Source organism: Rhodococcus sp. PSBB066, from assembly GCF_017068255.1.
In the GTDB taxonomy this organism is placed as follows: Bacteria; Actinomycetota; Actinomycetes; order Mycobacteriales; family Mycobacteriaceae; genus Rhodococcus; species Rhodococcus aetherivorans.
On sequence record NZ_CP070859.1, the window covers coordinates 3,680,649 to 3,697,273 of the forward strand.

Below are 16,625 nucleotides of genomic sequence, written 5' to 3' on the forward strand. Positions count from 1 at the left end.
ATGTCCTCCGGCGTCGGCGCGGGTCGAGCGGAGCGGCGGGACACGATCCGCTGGGAAGCCCGCGCCGACCTCGTGGTGGTCGGGGGCGGCGTGGCCGGCCTCACCGCCGCCCGCGCCGCGTCCCGGCGCGGACTGCGGGTGCTGACCGTCAGCAAGGGCGGCCCCACCGACACCGCCACCCAGTACGCGCAGGGCGGCATCGCCGTCGTCGCCCCGGGGCCGGCGGATTCCGTCGACTCCCACGTCGCCGACACCTGCGCCGCCGGCGCCGGCCTGTGCGACGAGACGGCCGTGCGGTCCATCGTCTCCGGCGGGCAGGACGCCGTCGCGGCCCTCACCGACCTGGGAGCCGTGTTCGACCGCGGCCGTGACGGCGGCATCGCCCGCACCCGCGAGGGCGGCCACAGCACCCGCCGCATCATCCACGCCGGCGGCGACGCCACCGGTGCCGAGATCCAGCGTGCCCTGGGCGCGGCCGGACTGCCGGTGCTCTTCGGTGCCGCCGCCGCCCGCGTCCTCACCGACACGCGCGGCGTCACCGGCCTGCTCGTCCTCGACGACCGGGGCCTCGGTGTCGTCCACACCCCGGCCGTGCTGCTGGCCACCGGCGGCCTCGGGCAGCTGTACGCGTGCAGCACCAACCCGCCCGGCGCCACCGCCGACGGTATCGCGCTGGCCCTGCACGCCGGTGCCGCCGTCGCCGACCTCGAGTTCGTCCAGTTCCACCCGACCGTGCTGTTCGCGGCCGGATCCGTCGGCCGCCGCCCGCTCGTCAGCGAGGCCGTGCGCGGCGAGGGTGCCCGACTCGTGGACAGTGCCGGCCGCCCGGTCACCGCCGGGGTGCACCCCCTCGGCGACCTCGCGCCGCGCGACGTCGTCTCCCGTGCCATCGCCACCCGGCTCGCCGAGCTCGGCGACGACCACGTCCTGCTCGACGCCCGGCACCTGGACGGGTTCGCGCGGCGCTTCCCGACCGTCACCGCCTCCCTGGCGCAGGTGGGCCTGGACCCGGCCCGCGACCTGATTCCCGTCGCTCCGGCCGCGCACTACTCGTGCGGCGGGGTCGTCACCGACGTGTGCGGCCGCACCGGTGTACCCGGGCTGTACGCGGCGGGCGAGGTCGCCCGCACCGGCCTGCACGGCGGCAACCGGCTCGCCTCCAACAGCCTGCTCGAGGGCCTCGTCGTCGGCGAGCGCGCCGGTCTGGCCGCGGCCGAGGAGCGCGGGGGGCTGCGCGTCGAGACCGCCGACGCCGACCTGCCCGTCCGGCCCCGCGCGGACCGGGCGGCGTTGCAGCAGCTGATGACCCGGCACGCCTCCGTCGTCCGCGACGCCGCCGGGCTCGCCGTCGCCGGGGCGGGCCTCACCGCCGCCCCGACCGGCCGGTGCACCGACGCGGCGGCGCTCGAGGACGCCGCGCTCACCGTCGCGGCCCGGGCCCTGACCCTCGCGGCCGGCGCCCGCACCGAGAGCCGCGGGTGCCACACCCGCGACGACCATCCCGAATCCGACCCCGCGCAGCGTCGCAGCCTCGAGACGCGTCTCGACGCCGACGGCGAGATCACGCTGCGCACACCACAACTCACAGGAGCACACTGAATGGCCAGCACCGAGCTGCCCGCCGGACTCGATCGGGACGAGACGCTCGCGCTGGTGCGCGTCGCCCTCGACGAGGACCTGCGCTACGGCCCGGATGTGACCACCGCCGCCACGGTGCCGGCCGACGCCGTGGCCACGGCGTCGGTGGTGCCGCGCAGCCCCGGCACCGTCGCCGGGATCGACATCGGTCTGCTGGTACTCGACGAGGTCCTCGGTGCCGGCGACTACGAGGTGCTCGACCGGGCCGTCGACGGGCATCGTGCCGCGGCGGGGGAGGCGGTGCTCACGGTGCAGGCCCCCACCCGGGGCCTGCTCACCGCCGAGCGCACCATGCTGAACCTGATGTGCCACCTGTCCGGGATCGCCACCGCCACCGCGCAGTGGGTCGACGCCGTCGCCGGCACCGACGCGAAGATCCGCGACAGCCGCAAGACGCTGCCGGGCCTGCGGGCGCTGCAGAAGTACGCGGTGCGGGTCGGCGGCGGTGTCAACCACCGGATGGGTCTCGGCGACGCCGCGCTGATCAAGGACAACCACGTCGTCGCCGCCGGTTCGGTGGTCGCGGCGCTGCGGGCCGTGCGGGCCCAGGCCCCCGACCTCGAGTGCGAGGTGGAGGTCGACAGCCTCGAGCAGTTCGACGAGGTGCTCGCCGAGAACGTCGAGCTGATCCTGCTCGACAATTTCCCGCTGTGGCAGACGCAGATCGCGGTCCAACGGCGCAACACGCACGCGCCGCAGACCCGCCTCGAGTCCTCCGGGGGCCTGACCCTCGACGTGGCCGCGGACTACGCCCGCACCGGGGTCGACTACCTCGCCGTCGGTGCGTTGACCCACTCGGTGACCGTCCTCGACCTCGGTCTCGACATGTGACGCCACGCCGGGGCCGCGCTTGGCACCGGCCGCATCGATCGCGTACAACTGGCTACGTATCCGCCGCCGTGAGGCACCTCACGGCGGCGGCGCGCGTCCGGCGGGTCACAGGGGGTCCGCCACTAACCAGTTCCCCGTCACCGGGGAACGGAGAGACCTCGCATGCGTTTGCCGATGTCCCCGATCGACTCGATGTTCCTGCTCGGCGAGTCGCGCGAGCATCCCATGCACGTCGGGGGACTGATCCTGCTGCAGCCGCCGCCGGGCGGCGACGCCCGTTCCCTGCGCGCGCTGTTCGACGCGGCCCTCGCCGGTGACGACGTCGCGCCCCTGTGGCGCCGGCGCGCGGTCCGTTCCCTCGCCACCCTGGGGATGTGGGCGTGGGAGGACGACCCGCACTTCGACCTCGAACACCACGTCCGTCGCGACGCCCTGCCACGCCCCGGGGGCATCGCCGAACTGCGCGCCCTGGTGTCGCGGCTGCACAGCACCCTCCTCGACCGCAGCCGGCCGCTGTGGGAGATGCACCTGATCGAGGGCCTCGCCGACGGGCGGTACGCGATCTACACGAAGATCCACCACGCTCTCGCCGACGGTGTCGGCGCGATGCGGCTGCTGCACCGGGCCCTGAGCACCGACGCGGACCGCACCGACATGCCGGCGCCCTGGGCGCGCTTCCCGTCCGCCGACCCGCCGCACTCCGCGGTCGGGACCGCGCTCGACCTGCCGAGCATGACCGTGCGGGCCGTGCGCGGCGTCGTCGACGAGGCCGCCGGGATGGTGCCCGCGCTGGTGGGGACCGTGGACCGGGCCCTGCGGGGCCGCGGCGGCGCGGTGTCGCTCACGGCGCCGCGCACGATGCTCAACGTGTCCATCGCCGGTGGCCGCCGCTTCGCCGCGCACGACTGGTCGCTGACGCGGCTGCGGCGCGTCGCCGAGGCCGCCGGCGCCACCGTCAACGATGTCGTCCTCGCGATGTCCGCGGGAGCGCTGCGCGCCTACCTGCTCGACCACGAGGCCCTGCCCGACGATCCGCTCGTCGCGATGGTGCCGGTGTCGCTGCGTCGCGGGAAGACCACCGAGGGCGGCAACGACGTGGGCGTGCTGATGTGCCCGCTCGCCACCCACGTCGACGATTCGGCGGCCCGCCTGGCCGCCATCCGGGACGCGATGGTCGACGGCAAGGAGTCCATGCGGGGCCGGTCCCAGACCGCGCTGCTGGCCACGAGCGCTCTCGGCATGGCTCCGCTCGCGGTCGGGGTGCTCACCGGCAACCGGGCCGTGGTGCGGCCGCCGTTCAACGTGATCGTCTCCAACGTGCCGGGCCCGGTCGAGCCGCTGTACTGGAACGGCGCCCGCGTCGACGCCCTGTACCCGCTGTCGGTGCCGGTCGACGGGCAGGCCCTGAACATCACCTGCACCAGCACCGACGACCGGATCGCGTTCGGGCTCACCTCGTGCAGCCGCAGCGTCCCGCAGCTCGATCGCCTGATCGCGCACCTCGACGACGAGCTCGCCGCGCTCGAACGCACCGTCGGGGTGGCGGGCGCCGACGGCGATCGGTGAGGCTAGGCTCGCCGGCGTGACTTCCTTCGACGCCGCCGTCGTCGCGGCCGTGACCGGGCACATGAACGACGACCACGCCGACGACAACCTGCTCGTGGTCCGCGCGTTCGCGGAACCCACGGCGGGCGCCGCCCGCATGACCGGCGTGCACACCGAGTTCGGCGAGTGGGTCGTCGAGGTCGGCGGCATCGAGACGACGGTGCGGGTGCCGTGGCTCGAGCCCGTCTCCGACCGGGCGGGGATCCGCGCCGCGGTGGTCGCCCTGTATCACGCCGCGTGCGAGCGGCTCGGGGTGGCGCCGCGGCCGCACTGACCGGCCGTTATGCCGCGGTGGCTGCGCGGCGCACGGTGGCCAGGAACGCGGCGGCCGTGAAGAACAGCCCGGAGAACACCCGGCCCGTGATGCGCTGCTGGCGCGGCGAGCGCATCAGCGTCAGCACCCGCGCCGCCAGGCCCGTGTAGCCGGTCATGACGATCATGTCGACGGTCACCATCGTCGCCGCGATGATCAGGTACTGCCGCAGCAGCGGGGCTGCGGGATCGAGGAACTGCGGCAGCACGGCAAGCATGAACACCACCGCCTTGGGGTTGCTCGCGTTGACCAGGAACCCGCGCGCCACCAGCGCCGGCGCCGAGCCGAGTCCCGGCGCCGCGCCGGGGTCGACCTCGGTGGGGCGAGTGCGCCACTGGCGCACCCCCAGGTACACGAGGTAGGCCACGCCGAACCACTTGATCACCGTGAATGCCGCCGCGGACCCGGCGAGGACCGCGCCGACGCCGGCGGCGACCACCACGATCTGCAGCAGCAGGCCGAACTGCAGCCCGACGATGTTCCACCAGCCGCGCCGCAGTCCGTGGGCGAGGCCCGAGGACATGGACGCGATCGCGCCGGCGCCGGGGGAGAGGCTGATCACCCAGGCGGCGCCGAGCAGGGCCACCCACGTCTGCCAGGTCATCGGGCGATTCTACGACCGGGCCGGGCCGGTCAGCACGGCACCGGCACCGGCCACGGCTCACCGGTGACGGCCCGGTAGGCGTCGACCCCGTCGGTGGGACGGCGCGTCAGGTTCGGATCCGTGCGCACGTCGACGGTATAAAGGCCGAAACGTGGTGTGTAGCTTCCCCATTCGTAGTTGTCGGTGATCGACCAGTAGTTGTACCCGAAGACGGGGGCGCCGTCGGCCGCGGCGCGGCGCATCCGGTCGACGTGCTCGCGCAGGTGTCGCGCCCGGGTCCAGCCGTCGGCGCGGGGCGTCCCGTCGGCGGTGGGCATTCCGTTCTCCACGACGTACAGCGGCAGCCCCGGGAAACGGCGGGTGTAGTGCATCAGCGCCTCGTACATCCCGTCGGGATGCGGGACGATCGAGGCAAAGTCGTCGGTGAGCGCGTGGATCGCGCTCGGGTTGGCGAGGGTGGCTCCGTAGTAGTAGTCGAGCCCGAGGAAGTCGAGGGTGTCGCGGACCCGGTCGACGAACAGGGCGTCGAGTCCGGTCTGCACCCCGGGGATGTACGCGGAGTTGGACGTCACGCGCGCGCCCGGGTCCAGTTCGTGGATCCGGGCGTAGATCGAGCGGTGCGCGGCGACCAGGGCGTCGAACATGCGGGGGACGTCGGCAGCGTCGATCCCGCCGAAGGCGAGTTCCTTCTGGACGTAGATCGTCGGTTCGTTGATCGTCACCCACATCGCGCCCAGCCCGGCGTACCGGGCGACGACCTGCTCGGCGTTGGCGAGCCATGCCCCGACCGTGGCGGGATCGCGCCAACCGCCGCGGTCGGCGATCCACCCGGGGTACACCCAGTGGTCGAGGGTGATCATCGGGATCATGCCGTGTCCGCGCACCGTCGCGACGACGTCGTCGTAGTAGCGCAGTTCGGCCTCGTCCCAGCCGTGCGGGGTGGGCTGGATGCGGGACCACTCGACCGAGAACCGGAACACGTCCACCCCGAGGTCCGCGGCCGCGGCGATGTCCTCCCGGTAGCGGTGACGGAAATCCACCGAGGTGCCGACGAGTTCGTGGGTGCGGCCCGACGCGGCGTACCTGGTCCAGTTGCTGTCCGGCGGGGAGCCTTCGGATTGGAAGCCGGAACTCGACACGCCCCACAGGAACTCGTTTCCCGCGGCGTGGGCGGGCGGGGAGGACCCCGCCGCGGCGGCGGCCGCGAGGGCGGCCGTCAGCACCACCGCGGCAGCGGCCCTCCGTACCGCCGCGACGGCGGCCCTCCGCACCGCCGCGACGGCGGCCCTCCGCACCGCCGCGTCGGCGGTCCTCATCGGGAGTGCGCGGCGATCCCGGCCGCGAGCCGAGGCCACAGCTCGGTGAGGGCGCGCCGGCCGACGAACAAGCCGAGGTGGCCGGCGTCGACGTCGTGCACCGTGATGTCGCCGGCGGGGGTGCTGACGTGGTCGGCGAGGGCGAGGACCTGTCCCGGTGGCACCACGAGGTCGTGCCGGCCGAGGACGATGTGCACGGGGCACTCGATCGCGGCCAGGTCCACCGGACCGGCCGCGGTGGTGACGGCCCCGGCGACGAGGTCGTTGCCGACGAACAGGTGCTCGAGGATCCACGTGCGGAATGCGGCGGGGATCTCCTGGCGCCAGAGGAACCACCGTCGTTCGTCGATCGCCTGTCCGAGGGTGTCGGGGTCGTTCAGCAGGCCCAGCAGTTCGAGGCTGCGCTGGACCTCGCTCACCGGGTCGGTGGGCAGCACCCCGAACAGCCGAGAGGCGTCGTACCACAGGTTCAGCACGGACGCGGACACCGAGCGTGGCACGTGTTCGAGGGCTCCGGCACCGGGACGGTCGGCGTGGAAGTCGATCGGGGCCCCCGCGACGGTGAGGCTGTGCACGGTCCGCGGATGCAGTGCGGCGTGCATCGCCGCGAGCCAGCCACCCTGGCTGCCGCCGACCAGGTTGACCCGTCCGCCGAGCAGTTCGACGGCCTCGGCGAGGACGGCGAGATGGTCGTCGAGGGAGGCGCCGTCGGTGACCGGGCCGGCGGGCGCCCAGTCCAGGCAGTACAGCCGCGACAACCCGCCGCTGCGCAGGGCGGAGACCTGGCTGCGGTCGGAGGAGAGGTCGACGATGCACGAGTGCGATCCGGACTGCGGCGGCAGCAGCAGGGTGGGGACGGCCTCGGGGGCGGGAGCGTCGGGGTCGCTGCAGTCACGCAGCCGGGCGAGCGGCCAGGAGTGCGCGACGGGCCACGGGTGGGCCCAGCGCGGGGGTTCGCGGTCGGTGAGCACGCGCCACCAGTCGGCGATGTCGCCGGCGACGTCGAGCGGGTGCGCGCCGCGTCGGCTCAGGGTGGCCAGGTAGGTGCTCCAGCCGGCGATCGCCGCCGCCCCGAGACGGAACGGGGCGGCGGCGATCGCGACGGTCTGCAGGGCGTTCATGGGGTTCATTGAACCGGCGCCCGGTGCGTGGTGCCCCTCTTCCGACGCGATCGCGTCGGAAGAGACGCACAATCGATCACTTGAGGAGATCGCGTGCGGTGGTGGTCACCGTGGTGGTGAGCTCACGGGCGAAGGAGACCTGCGCCTTGGTGAGGTCCTCGACCCAGGCGATCGGGGTGGCGGAGGCGATCTTCTCCTGCAGGTCGAGCAGGCTGGTGACGGCGCGCTCGTAGGTGTCGACGGTGAGGTTGCCGCTCTGCTTGGCAGCGTCGACGACCTTGTCGTTGAACTCGCTCAGGCGGGCGGCGCTCTCGTCGAGAGCCTTGGTGAACTCGGCGGTGGCCTGGTTCGCGGCGGTGGTGGCCGACTCGGCGATCTTCTGAGCGGCGGCGGTGGCGTCCGCGGTGGCCTTGGCAGCAGCCTCGTTGGCCTTGGCTGTGTCGGCGGTGGTCTTGGCGACAGCGGCGTCGACGGGGGTCTTGGCGGTGGTCATGGCGTACCTTCCGTTCGGGTGTGTGAGGGCGCCTCGGAGGACGCTGTTAGCAGGTTAGCAAGATGAATGCTAACGCGCAAGTCCTCAGCTGAAGACGTACGTGCCCGGAGCGTCCTCGAGCGGCGGGTGGGCGGCGCTGCCCATTGCCGGCGGCGGCACCAGCTCCCCGGCGCGCTTGTTCGACCAGGCCGTCCAGTCCTCCCACCACGAGTGCTCGTAGCGGGTGGCCGCGTCGTCCCAGACCTGCGGATCCGCGGGCAGCGGCGAGCCGGTCTCGGCGTCCGGCGCCCCGACGGCCTTGAACCACACCTTCTTGCCGGGCGGGTTCACCGCGCCGGCGACGTGCCCGCCGTTGGTGAGCACGTAGCGCACGTCGCCGCCCAGCAGGTTCACCGCCTGGTACGACGATGTCCAGGGCACGATGTGGTCGTTGATCGCGCCGACGACGTAGGTGTCGCACGTGATGTCGTGCAGGTTCAGGGGCTGTCCGTCGAGCACGTAGAGGCCCTCGGCCAGCTCGTTGCGGCCGTACAGCGACCGGAGGTAGTGCGAGTGCATCTCCGCGGGCATGCTCGTGCTGTCCTCGTTCCACGCGAGGATGTCGAAGGCCGCAGGCTTCTCGCCCTTCATCCACCGCGAGACCCAGTAGTTGAAGACGAGGTCCTTCGCGCGGATCATGTCGAAGCTGCCGGCCATCTCCTTGCCGGACAGGAAGCCCTGCTGCCGCATCCGGAACTCGACGAGGTCCAGCGTGGACGGATCGGTCAGCAACCCGAGTTCCCCGACCTGGCTGTAGTCGAGCAGGGTGTTGAGCATGGTGAAGGCGGTCACGCGCTTGTCGCCGACGGCGAATGCGCGCGCGGCGGCCATCGCGGCCATCGCGCCGCCGAGGCAGATGGACAGCACCTCGATCTTCGGCGACCCGGTGATCTCCTCGACCACGTCCAGCGCGGCGGCAATGCCGTTGACGTAGTAGTCGTCCATGGTGATGTGCCGCATCGACTCGTCCGGGTTCCGGTACGAGAGCATGAACACGGTGCGGCCGTGCTGGACCGCCCACTCGGCGAGGCTGCGACCGGGTGCGAGATCGAGGATGTAGTACTTGTTGATCCACGGCGGCGCGGCGAGGATCGGCACCGCATGCACCTGCTCGGTCTGCGGCGTGTACTGGATCAGCTCGATCAGGTCGTTGCGATAGACCACCTTGCCCGGGGTGGCCGCGAGGTTCTCGCCGACGGTGAACGCGTCCGAGTCCACCTTCAGCGGCAGGCCGCCGCGGTTGAGCACGTCGTGCACGGCATATCGGGCGCCGCGCAGCAGGCTTGCCCCGCCCGTCTCGAATGCACGGGTGAGCACGCCCGGATTCCACAGGAAGTTCGACGGGGCCAGCACGTCGAGCATCAGGTTCGCGAACTGGCGGGCCTTGCCGTCCTGCAGCGGATCGCCGGCGCCGGCGTCGGTGAGTTCCTCGACGTAGGCCCGCGTCGCGAGATAACTCTGCAGGAGCGAGAAGTACGCGGGGTTCTCCCGCCAGGCGGTGTCGGAGAAACGGCGGTCCCGCGGGTCGAGCGGCATCGGCGGCTTGGGATCGTCGGCGTTGAACACGCGGGTGGCCGCCGCGGGGATCTTCACCAGCCGGCCCGCGTATTCCGTCGTGGCGGCGGTGACGGCCTGGGGGTTGCGGACGGCGCGTCCGGCCACCGACTTCACCGCGGGACCCCAGCCGATCGGGTCCAGGGTCGACTTCAACTTCTTGTGCACGTGGTCGAGCAAGGGACATCTCCAGATGGGGAAGAGGGGTGTGCCCCGAGGGTGACACCGCGTGCCGGGTCGCGCATCTTACCGCGAAGTACATGCGAGCTGCACGTGGGGCGGGCGGGCGGGGACGCGGCGCCCCACCAGCCGAAACCTGAGGATGGCTCACATTATGCCGTCCGATGTGACCTTACTCACTCCGCATCGTCGTCGGAGCGCGCACCCCGGCGCCGCTTACCCACGGTCACCTCCCGGAACGCCTCGTACATCTCCACCAGCGACCGCCGCTGCGCGTTCGTCAGATCCGGATCCTCCCGGATCGCGTGCACCACCGCGGACTCTCCCGGATCCGGCCGCCCCGCCTCGGCCGTCAACGCATCCGCCGACAGATGCAGCTGCTCGGCGATGGCCTGCAGCACGCGTTCGCTCGGCGCCCGCAGGTTCCGTTCGATCTGCGACAGATACGGGTTCGAGATCCCCACCATCGCGGCGAGCTGCCGCATGGGCAACTCGGCGAGCTCACGTTGCCGGCGGATCAGCTCCCCCAACGTCGGGGGGTGCGACACATCGTCCTCCATGTGGTCAGCATAGGTCCGGCCGCCGGCCGCCCCGAGGCGCACGGACGGCGCGTTCGGGGACTGCCGTCGAGGGCGATCGCCGCCATCACGGATAATGGAACGGACCCCCGTTCGCGAGAGAGGACACCTCATGCTTGCCCGCACCGACCTGCGTGGTCGAACCCCCACCACTGCGGAGCTGAGGGGCGCGCTGCCCCGCGGCGGAGTGGATGTGGACGCGGTGCTGCATCAGGTGCGGCCCGTGGTCGAGGACGTGCGCGACCGAGGCGCCGCCGCCGCCCTCGACTACAGCGAGAAGTTCGACGGGGTGCGCCCCGACCGCGTGCGGGTGCCGAAGGCCGAACTCGACCGGGCCCTCGAGGAACTCGATCCCGCCGTGCGCTCGGCGCTGGTCGTCGCGATCGAACGCACCCGCACGGTGCACCAGGACCAGCGCCGCACCGACACCGTCACCGAGGTCGTGCCCGGTGGCACCGTCACCGAACGCTGGGTGCCGGTCGAGCGGGTGGGGCTGTACGTGCCCGGCGGCAACGCCGTCTACCCGTCGTCGGTCGTGATGAACGTGGTGCCCGCCCAGGCCGCCGGCGTCGAGTCGCTCGTCGTCGCGTCCCCGCCGCAGGCGGACTTCGGAGGCCTGCCGCACCCGACCATCCTCGCCGCTGCCGCCCTGCTCGGCGTCGACGAGGTGTGGGCCGTCGGCGGTGCCCAGGCCGTGGCGCTGCTCAGCTACGGCGGCACCGATATGACACCGGACGGCACCGCCGTCGTGACACCGGACGGCACCGCCGTCGACGACGCCGAACTCGCGCCCGTGGACATGATCACCGGCCCGGGCAACATCTACGTCACCGCCGCCAAGCGCCTGTGCCGCGCCGTCGTCGGCATCGACGCCGAGGCCGGCCCCACCGAGATCGCGATCCTGGCCGACCACACCGCCGATCCGGTCCACGTCGCGGCCGACATGATCAGCCAGGCCGAGCATGACGTCATGGCCGCGTCGGTCCTCGTCACCACCAGCGCCGAGCTCGCCGACGCCGTCGACGCCGCCGTCGCCGCCCAGCTCGAGCTCACCAAGCACCGCGAACGCGTACGGACCGCGCTGTCGGGCAGCCAGTCCGGGATCGTCCTCGTCGACGACCTCGACCAGGGCCTGAAGGTCGTCGACGCCTACGCCGCCGAGCACCTCGAGATCCAGACCGAGAACGCCTCCGCGGTCGCCGCGCGGGTACGGGCCGCGGGCGCGATCTTCGTCGGCCCCTGGGCGCCGGTCAGCCTCGGTGACTACTGCGCCGGCTCGAACCACGTGCTGCCCACCGCCGGCTGCGCCCGGCACCAGTCCGGACTGAGCGTGCAGACGTTCCTGCGCGGCATTCACGTCGTCGAGTACAGCCGCGAGGCGCTCGAGGACGTCGCAGGGCACGTGATCACCCTCGCCACCGCCGAGGACCTGCCCGCGCACGGCGAGGCCGTGCGGCTGCGCTTCGAGGACCTGCAGTGAGCGCCCCGGGATCCGGCATCACCGTCGACGACCTGCCGCTGCGGGAGAACCTGCGCGGCAAGTCCGCCTACGGTGCGCCGCAGCTGACGGTGCCGGTGCAGCTCAACACCAACGAGAACCCGCACCCACCGACCCGCGCCCTGATCGACGACGTCGCCGAGTCGGTGCGCGAGGCCGCCGCGCAGCTGCATCGCTACCCCGACCGTGACGCCGTCGCGCTGCGCACCGACCTCGCCGCCTACCTGACCCGGCAGACCGGGGTGGGCGTGAGCGTCGAGAACGTCTGGGCCGCCAACGGGTCCAACGAGATCCTGCAGCAGATCCTGCAGGCCTTCGGCGGGCCGGGCCGATCCGCGATGGGATTCGTGCCGTCCTACTCGATGCACCCGATCATCGCCGACGGCACCCAGACCGAGTGGCTGCCGACCTACCGGGGCGAGGACTTCACCCTCGACCTCGACTCGTCGGTGGCCGCGATCCGCCGGCAGCAACCCGACGTGGTGTTCGTCACCAGCCCGAACAACCCCACCGGGCACAGCATCCCGCTCGACGAGCTGCGCGCGATCTGCGCGTCCGCGCCCGGCATCGTGATCGTCGACGAGGCCTACGCCGAGTTCTCCGCCGCCCCCAGCGCGCTCGCGCTGATCGACGAGTTCCCGGCCAAGGTGATCGTCTCGCGCACCATGAGCAAGGCGTTTGCGTTCGCCGGGGGCCGGCTCGGCTACCTCGCCGCCGCGCCCGCGTTCGTCGAGGCACTGCTGCTCGTGCGGCTGCCCTACCACCTGTCGGTGATCACCCAGGCTGCCGCCCGGGCCGCGCTGCGGCACGCCGACGAGACCCTCGGCTCGGTCGCGCGGCTGTGCGCCGAACGCGACCGCATCGCGACCGAGCTGACCCGATTCGGCTACCACGTGGTGCCCTCGGACGCGAACTTCATCCTGTTCGGGCGCTTCGCCGATGCCGCCGCGACCTGGCAGCGCTACCTCGACGAGGGTGTGCTGATCCGGGACGTCGGTATCCCCGGGTTCCTGCGCACCACCGTGGGCCTGGCCCACGAGAACGACGAACTGCTACGGGTGAGCGAGAAGCTCGCCGCCACCGAGATCGAGGACGGGCGATGAGCGAGCAGACCACCCCCACCCCGCGCACCGCGCGGATCGAGCGTGCTACCAAGGAGTCGTCCATCGTCGTCGAGTTGAACCTCGACGGCGCCGGCCGCACCGACATCACCACCGGTGTCCCGTTCTACGACCACATGCTCACCGCGCTCGGTCAGCACGCCAGCTTCGACCTGACCGTGCGCGCCCAGGGCGACATCGAGATCGAGGCGCACCACACCGTCGAGGACACCGCGATCGTCCTCGGTCAGGCGCTGAATCAGGCGCTCGGGGACAAGCGGGGCATCCGCCGCTTCGGCGACGCTTTCATTCCGATGGACGAGACCCTCGCGCATGCGGCGGTGGACGTCTCCGGCCGGCCCTACTGCGTGCACACCGGCGAACCGGACTACATGGTGCACTCGGTGATCGGCGGCTACCCCGGCGTGCCGTACTCGACCGTGATCAACAAGCACGTGTTCGAATCCCTCGCCTTCCACGCCCGCATCGCCCTGCACGTACGTGTGCTCTACGGCCGCGACCAGCACCACATCACCGAGGCCGAGTTCAAGGCCGTCGCGCGGGCGCTGCGCCAGGCCGTCGAACCGGATCCCCGGGTCAGCGGCGTGCCGTCGACCAAGGGCACCCTGTAGTGGACGTCGTCCTGACGTACGGCCTGTTCATGCTCGCCGGCCTCGCCGCGGGTGGCACCTGGTCGACGTGGCGGGGCGGCAACACCCTCTTCGCCGGGGTGCTGCTGGCGCTGACCCTGCTCGCCGCGATCGCCGGTGTGCTGAGGCTGCTCTGACGTCGTCGGATCGGCCGGGCCTGTTCGCGGTGCCGGGGCTGCCCGCCGCCTGGGCGATGGCGGCGGGCGCGTTCGCCGGGTTCTCCCTGCTGCTGCCCGTAGTGCCCCGGGCCGTCGCCGACGCCGGCGGCAGCGGCACCCTCGCCGGCGCGGTGACGGCGGTGTTCATGGGTGCGACGGTGCTCACCCAACCGGCGGTGCCGCGCCTGGTGCGGGCCCGCGGCTACCGGCCCGTGCTCGCCGCCGGATGCCTGCTGCTGGGCCTGCCGTCGCTGCTGCTCCTGCTGTCGCTGCACCCGGCCGTGGTGCTGCCGACCTCCGCGGTGCGGGGGATCGGCTTCGGCATGATCACCGTGGCCAGCGCCGCCCTCGTGGCCGAACTCGCGCCCGCCCGGCTGCTCGGCCGCGCCACCGGCGCACAGGGCATCGCGATCGCCGCGGCGCAGATGGTCGGACTGCCGCTCGGACTGGCGGTCGCCGAGCGGGCCTCCACCGCACCCGTGTTCGTGCTCGGCGCGGCGGTGCCCACGCTCGCGCTCGTCGCGATCGCGCGCCTGCCGCAGGTGGTCACCCGGCAGACCGGCGCGGCCGGAAGCCGCACGCCGCTGCGGGCTCTGGCCCTGCCGGCGGTGGCGATCGCCGCGGGTGCCGTCGCCTACGGCGGCCTCACCTCGCTGCTGTCGATCGCCGTGCCCGCGGCCTCGGGCCAGGTGGCGCTCGCGTTGGCGCTGATCAGCGCGTCCACCCTCGTCGGCCGCTACGGCGCCGGTGCGGTCGCGGACCGGATCGGCGCGGGCCGGCTCCTGCCGGCCGGGCTCGGCCTGGCCGCCGTGGCGATGGTGCCGTTCGCGCTCGCCGCGGACGATCGCGGCGGCGCGGCGGTCCTGCTCGGTGCGGCGGTGGCATTCGGCCTCGGCTTCGGCGTCGTGCAGAACGACGCCCTGATGCTTGCGTTCCGTCGCGCCGGGCCCGCCCATGTCGGCGCCGCGAGCGCCGCCTGGAACATCGGCTTCGACGCGGGCACCGGGGCCGGATCGCTGCTGCTCGGCGGGATCGCCACCGTCGCAGGCTATCCCGCCGCGTTCGCGACCGCCGCGCTGCTCGTGCCGATCCTGCCGCTGCTCGCCCGGATCGCCGGGCCGTCGGAGCGGCCCGCCGCGGCCCCATAGAATCGAGCCCATGAGCGCAACCAAGGTCGCCGTCCTCGACTACGGCTCCGGCAATCTGCATTCGGCGACGCGCGCGGTGGCGCGCACCGGCGTGCAGGTGGAGGTGACCGCCGACCCGCAGGTCGCGCTCGCCGCCGACGGCCTGGTCGTGCCCGGCGTCGGCGCGTTCGCGGCGTGCATGGCGGGACTGAAGGCGGTGCGCGGGGACCGGATCATCGGGCAGCGCCTCGCCGGCGGCCGCCCGGTGCTCGGCATCTGCGTCGGCATGCAGATCCTCTTCGACAAGGGCGTGGAATTCGGTGTCGAGACCGACGGATGTGGCGAATGGCCCGGCACCGTCGAACGTCTCGACGCGCCGGTGCTGCCGCACATGGGCTGGAACACCGTCGAGGCCCCCGACAACAGCGTGCTGTTCGCCGGCATGGACCGCGACACCCGGTTCTACTTCGTGCACTCCTACGCCGCGCAGAAGTGGGAGCTGCCGCCGTCGGAGCTGTTCGCTCCGCCCGCGCTGACCTGGGCGGAGCACGGCGGGCGGTTCCTCGCCGCGGTCGAGAACGGCCCGTTGTCTGCGACGCAGTTCCATCCCGAGAAGTCCGGCGACGCGGGGGCCGAGCTGCTGCGCAATTGGGTCGGCAGTTTGTGAACCGCGGCGGGGCCGGCGGCGACGACCCGGCCCGGCCGGAGTTCTCGCTCGGCCGGCTCGCGCTGACGGCACTGGGCGCCGCCACGGGCGTGCTCCTGCTCGCCACCGTCGTCATCGTGGTGCTGCGACCGGGGCCCGTCGTCGGGTTGATCGTCGCCCTCGCCGGCGTGGCCGGCGCGATCGCCGCGATGGGCGTCGTCTCGACCCGGACGACGCGCCGCGCCTTCGGTCCCGACGGCAACGACACCCCGCGCCGCGACGGCAGCGACACGCCGGGCCGCGACGGCAGCGACACGCCGGGCCGCGACGGCAGCGACACGCCGCGCGGCGACGGCAGCGACACGCCGCGCGGCGACGGTGCGGGGTGACCGTCGGGGCCGGTTCTCGGCGACCGCCGCGACCCACTAGCATGGGCGCAGTGAGCCTGGTCCTTTTGCCTGCAGTCGATGTCGCCAACGGTGAAGCAGTTCGCCTCGTCCAGGGAGAGGCGGGCAGCGAGACCAGCTACGGCTCTCCCCGCGACGCCGCCCTCGAGTGGCAGAACGCCGGCGCTGAATGGGTGCACCTCGTCGATCTCGACGCCGCCTTCGGACGCGGCTCCAACCGCGAACTCCTCGCCGAGGTCGTCGGCGAACTGGACGTGAAGGTAGAGCTCTCCGGCGGGATCCGCGACGACGAGTCCCTCGAGGCGGCGCTGGCCACCGGGTGCGCTCGCGTCAACCTCGGCACCGCCGCCATCGAGGATCCCGACTGGTGCGCCCGCGCCATCGCCGAGTACGGCGACCGCATCGCCGTCGGGCTCGACGTCAAGCTCATCGACGGGCAGTGGCGCCTGCGCGGCCGCGGCTGGGTCTCCGACGGCGGCGACCTGTGGGAGGTCCTCGCGCGGCTCGACCGCGACGGCTGCAGCCGCTACGTCGTCACCGACGTCACCAAGGACGGCACGCTCACCGGCCCCAACCTCGATCTGCTCGCCCAGGTCTGCGCAGCCACCGACGCTCCCGTCGTCGCCTCCGGCGGCGTGTCCGCCCTCGACGATCTGCGGGCGATCGCCGGCCTCGTCGACCGGGGCGTCGAGGGCGCCATCGTCGGCAAGGCGCTGTACGCGGGCCGGTTCACGCTCACCGAGGCCCTCGACGCGGTCTCACGCTGA

Annotated in this window: 17 protein-coding genes and 1 pseudogene; 12 read left to right on the forward strand and 6 right to left on the reverse strand. The window is 72.8% G+C overall.

Annotation, left to right across the window (positions count from 1 at the left end; translation table 11 throughout):
* The 4 genes from JYA75_RS16790 (at position 1) to JYA75_RS16805 (ending at position 4,348) form a co-directional block, all read left to right on the forward strand.
* On the forward strand, positions 1-1,599 hold the full coding sequence (locus JYA75_RS16790; protein WP_006941302.1) for an L-aspartate oxidase: 1,599 nt from the start codon (positions 1-3) through the stop codon (positions 1,597-1,599).
* On the forward strand, positions 1,600-2,469 hold the full coding sequence (nadC, locus tag JYA75_RS16795) for a carboxylating nicotinate-nucleotide diphosphorylase (protein ID WP_006941300.1): 870 nt from the start codon (positions 1,600-1,602) through the stop codon (positions 2,467-2,469).
* 162 nt (positions 2,470-2,631) lie between these two features.
* Positions 2,632-4,035 carry a wax ester/triacylglycerol synthase family O-acyltransferase gene (locus JYA75_RS16800; RefSeq protein WP_072635393.1) on the forward strand — a complete coding sequence of 468 codons (1,404 nt, stop codon included), beginning with the start codon at positions 2,632-2,634 and terminating at the stop codon, positions 4,033-4,035.
* A 16-nt stretch (positions 4,036-4,051) separates the two neighbouring features.
* Positions 4,052-4,348 (forward strand): DUF2470 domain-containing protein, encoded by a 297-nt coding sequence (locus JYA75_RS16805; protein WP_050035342.1) that lies wholly within the window; start codon positions 4,052-4,054, stop codon positions 4,346-4,348.
* Between the two features lie 7 nt (positions 4,349-4,355).
* Here the strand turns inward: JYA75_RS16805 and JYA75_RS16810 are convergent, their stop codons facing one another.
* From JYA75_RS16810 to JYA75_RS16835, 6 genes are all read right to left on the reverse strand, one after another.
* On the reverse strand, positions 4,356-4,991 hold the full coding sequence (locus tag JYA75_RS16810; protein WP_006941286.1) for a LysE family transporter: 636 nt from the start codon (positions 4,989-4,991) through the stop codon (positions 4,356-4,358).
* A gap of 29 nt (positions 4,992-5,020) precedes the next feature.
* Positions 5,021-6,307 (reverse strand): family 1 glycosylhydrolase, encoded by a 1,287-nt coding sequence (locus tag JYA75_RS16815; RefSeq protein WP_185712786.1) that lies wholly within the window; start codon positions 6,305-6,307, stop codon positions 5,021-5,023.
* On the reverse strand, positions 6,304-7,428 hold the full coding sequence (locus JYA75_RS16820) for an alpha/beta fold hydrolase (protein ID WP_050036371.1): 1,125 nt from the start codon (positions 7,426-7,428) through the stop codon (positions 6,304-6,306). Before JYA75_RS16820 ends, JYA75_RS16815 begins: the two co-directional genes overlap by 4 nt.
* A 76-nt stretch (positions 7,429-7,504) precedes the next feature.
* Entirely contained in the window at positions 7,505-7,921 is a 417-nt protein-coding gene (locus JYA75_RS16825) for a hypothetical protein (RefSeq protein ID WP_006941283.1), read from the reverse strand.
* 84 nt (positions 7,922-8,005) lie between these two features.
* On the reverse strand, positions 8,006-9,694 hold the full coding sequence (locus JYA75_RS16830; RefSeq protein ID WP_050035341.1) for an alpha/beta fold hydrolase: 1,689 nt from the start codon (positions 9,692-9,694) through the stop codon (positions 8,006-8,008).
* Positions 9,695-9,870: 176 nt separating this feature from the next.
* Positions 9,871-10,254 carry a helix-turn-helix transcriptional regulator gene (locus tag JYA75_RS16835; RefSeq protein WP_029544089.1) on the reverse strand — a complete coding sequence of 128 codons (384 nt, stop codon included), beginning with the start codon at positions 10,252-10,254 and terminating at the stop codon, positions 9,871-9,873.
* Positions 10,255-10,384: 130 nt separating this feature from the next.
* Between JYA75_RS16835 and hisD the strand changes: the two genes are divergently transcribed.
* The 8 genes and pseudogenes from hisD (at position 10,385) to priA (ending at position 16,625) form a co-directional block, all read left to right on the forward strand.
* Positions 10,385-11,752, forward strand: coding sequence for a histidinol dehydrogenase (gene hisD / locus JYA75_RS16840; protein WP_029544087.1), 1,368 nt, complete (start codon positions 10,385-10,387; stop codon positions 11,750-11,752).
* The gene (locus tag JYA75_RS16845) at positions 11,749-12,873 is read left to right on the forward strand and encodes a histidinol-phosphate transaminase (protein WP_185712785.1); all 1,125 of its coding nucleotides are present in this window, start codon (positions 11,749-11,751) and stop codon (positions 12,871-12,873) included. The genes hisD and JYA75_RS16845 overlap by 4 nt, the downstream gene beginning before the upstream one ends.
* Entirely contained in the window at positions 12,870-13,502 is a 633-nt protein-coding gene (gene hisB / locus JYA75_RS16850; RefSeq protein WP_185712784.1) for an imidazoleglycerol-phosphate dehydratase HisB, read from the forward strand. The genes JYA75_RS16845 and hisB overlap by 4 nt, the downstream gene beginning before the upstream one ends.
* Positions 13,502-13,657: a hypothetical protein gene (locus JYA75_RS16855; protein ID WP_006937015.1), complete on the forward strand. Its 156-nt coding sequence runs from the start codon at positions 13,502-13,504 to the stop codon at positions 13,655-13,657. Before hisB ends, JYA75_RS16855 begins: the two co-directional genes overlap by 1 nt.
* A 29-nt stretch (positions 13,658-13,686) precedes the next feature.
* Entirely contained in the window at positions 13,687-14,826 is a 1,140-nt protein-coding gene (locus JYA75_RS16860; RefSeq protein WP_029544083.1) for an MFS transporter, read from the forward strand.
* A 10-nt stretch (positions 14,827-14,836) separates the two neighbouring features.
* The gene (hisH, locus tag JYA75_RS16865) at positions 14,837-15,472 is read left to right on the forward strand and encodes an imidazole glycerol phosphate synthase subunit HisH (RefSeq protein ID WP_029544081.1); all 636 of its coding nucleotides are present in this window, start codon (positions 14,837-14,839) and stop codon (positions 15,470-15,472) included.
* Positions 15,469-15,708, forward strand: a pseudogene (locus JYA75_RS28845) (hypothetical protein); the annotation flags it as partial. The gene hisH and the pseudogene JYA75_RS28845, both read left to right, overlap by 4 nt.
* Before the next feature lie 182 nt (positions 15,709-15,890).
* Positions 15,891-16,625, forward strand: a complete 735-nt coding sequence (gene priA, locus JYA75_RS16875; protein WP_029544076.1) for a bifunctional 1-(5-phosphoribosyl)-5-((5-phosphoribosylamino)methylideneamino)imidazole-4-carboxamide isomerase/phosphoribosylanthranilate isomerase PriA — start codon at positions 15,891-15,893, stop codon at positions 16,623-16,625.

What these genes read in the sequence shown, in the direction of transcription:
- nadC (WP_006941300.1), top strand. Translation starts at nt 1,600, where the DNA reads ATGGCCAGCACCGAGCTGCCCGCCGGACTCGATCGGGACGAGACGCTC.
- JYA75_RS16820 (WP_050036371.1), bottom strand. Translation starts at nt 7,428, where the DNA reads ATGAACGCCCTGCAGACCGTCGCGATCGCCGCCGCCCCGTTCCGTCTC.
- JYA75_RS16800 (WP_072635393.1), top strand. Translation starts at nt 2,632, where the DNA reads ATGCGTTTGCCGATGTCCCCGATCGACTCGATGTTCCTGCTCGGCGAG.
- JYA75_RS16815 (WP_185712786.1), bottom strand. Translation starts at nt 6,307, where the DNA reads ATGAGGACCGCCGACGCGGCGGTGCGGAGGGCCGCCGTCGCGGCGGTG.
- hisD (WP_029544087.1), top strand. Translation starts at nt 10,385, where the DNA reads ATGCTTGCCCGCACCGACCTGCGTGGTCGAACCCCCACCACTGCGGAG.
- JYA75_RS16835 (WP_029544089.1), bottom strand. Translation starts at nt 10,254, where the DNA reads ATGGAGGACGATGTGTCGCACCCCCCGACGTTGGGGGAGCTGATCCGC.
- hisH (WP_029544081.1), top strand. Translation starts at nt 14,837, where the DNA reads ATGAGCGCAACCAAGGTCGCCGTCCTCGACTACGGCTCCGGCAATCTG.
- hisB (WP_185712784.1), top strand. Translation starts at nt 12,870, where the DNA reads ATGAGCGAGCAGACCACCCCCACCCCGCGCACCGCGCGGATCGAGCGT.
- JYA75_RS16790 (WP_006941302.1), top strand. Translation starts at nt 1, where the DNA reads ATGTCCTCCGGCGTCGGCGCGGGTCGAGCGGAGCGGCGGGACACGATC.
- JYA75_RS16810 (WP_006941286.1), bottom strand. Translation starts at nt 4,991, where the DNA reads ATGACCTGGCAGACGTGGGTGGCCCTGCTCGGCGCCGCCTGGGTGATC.
- JYA75_RS16825 (WP_006941283.1), bottom strand. Translation starts at nt 7,921, where the DNA reads ATGACCACCGCCAAGACCCCCGTCGACGCCGCTGTCGCCAAGACCACC.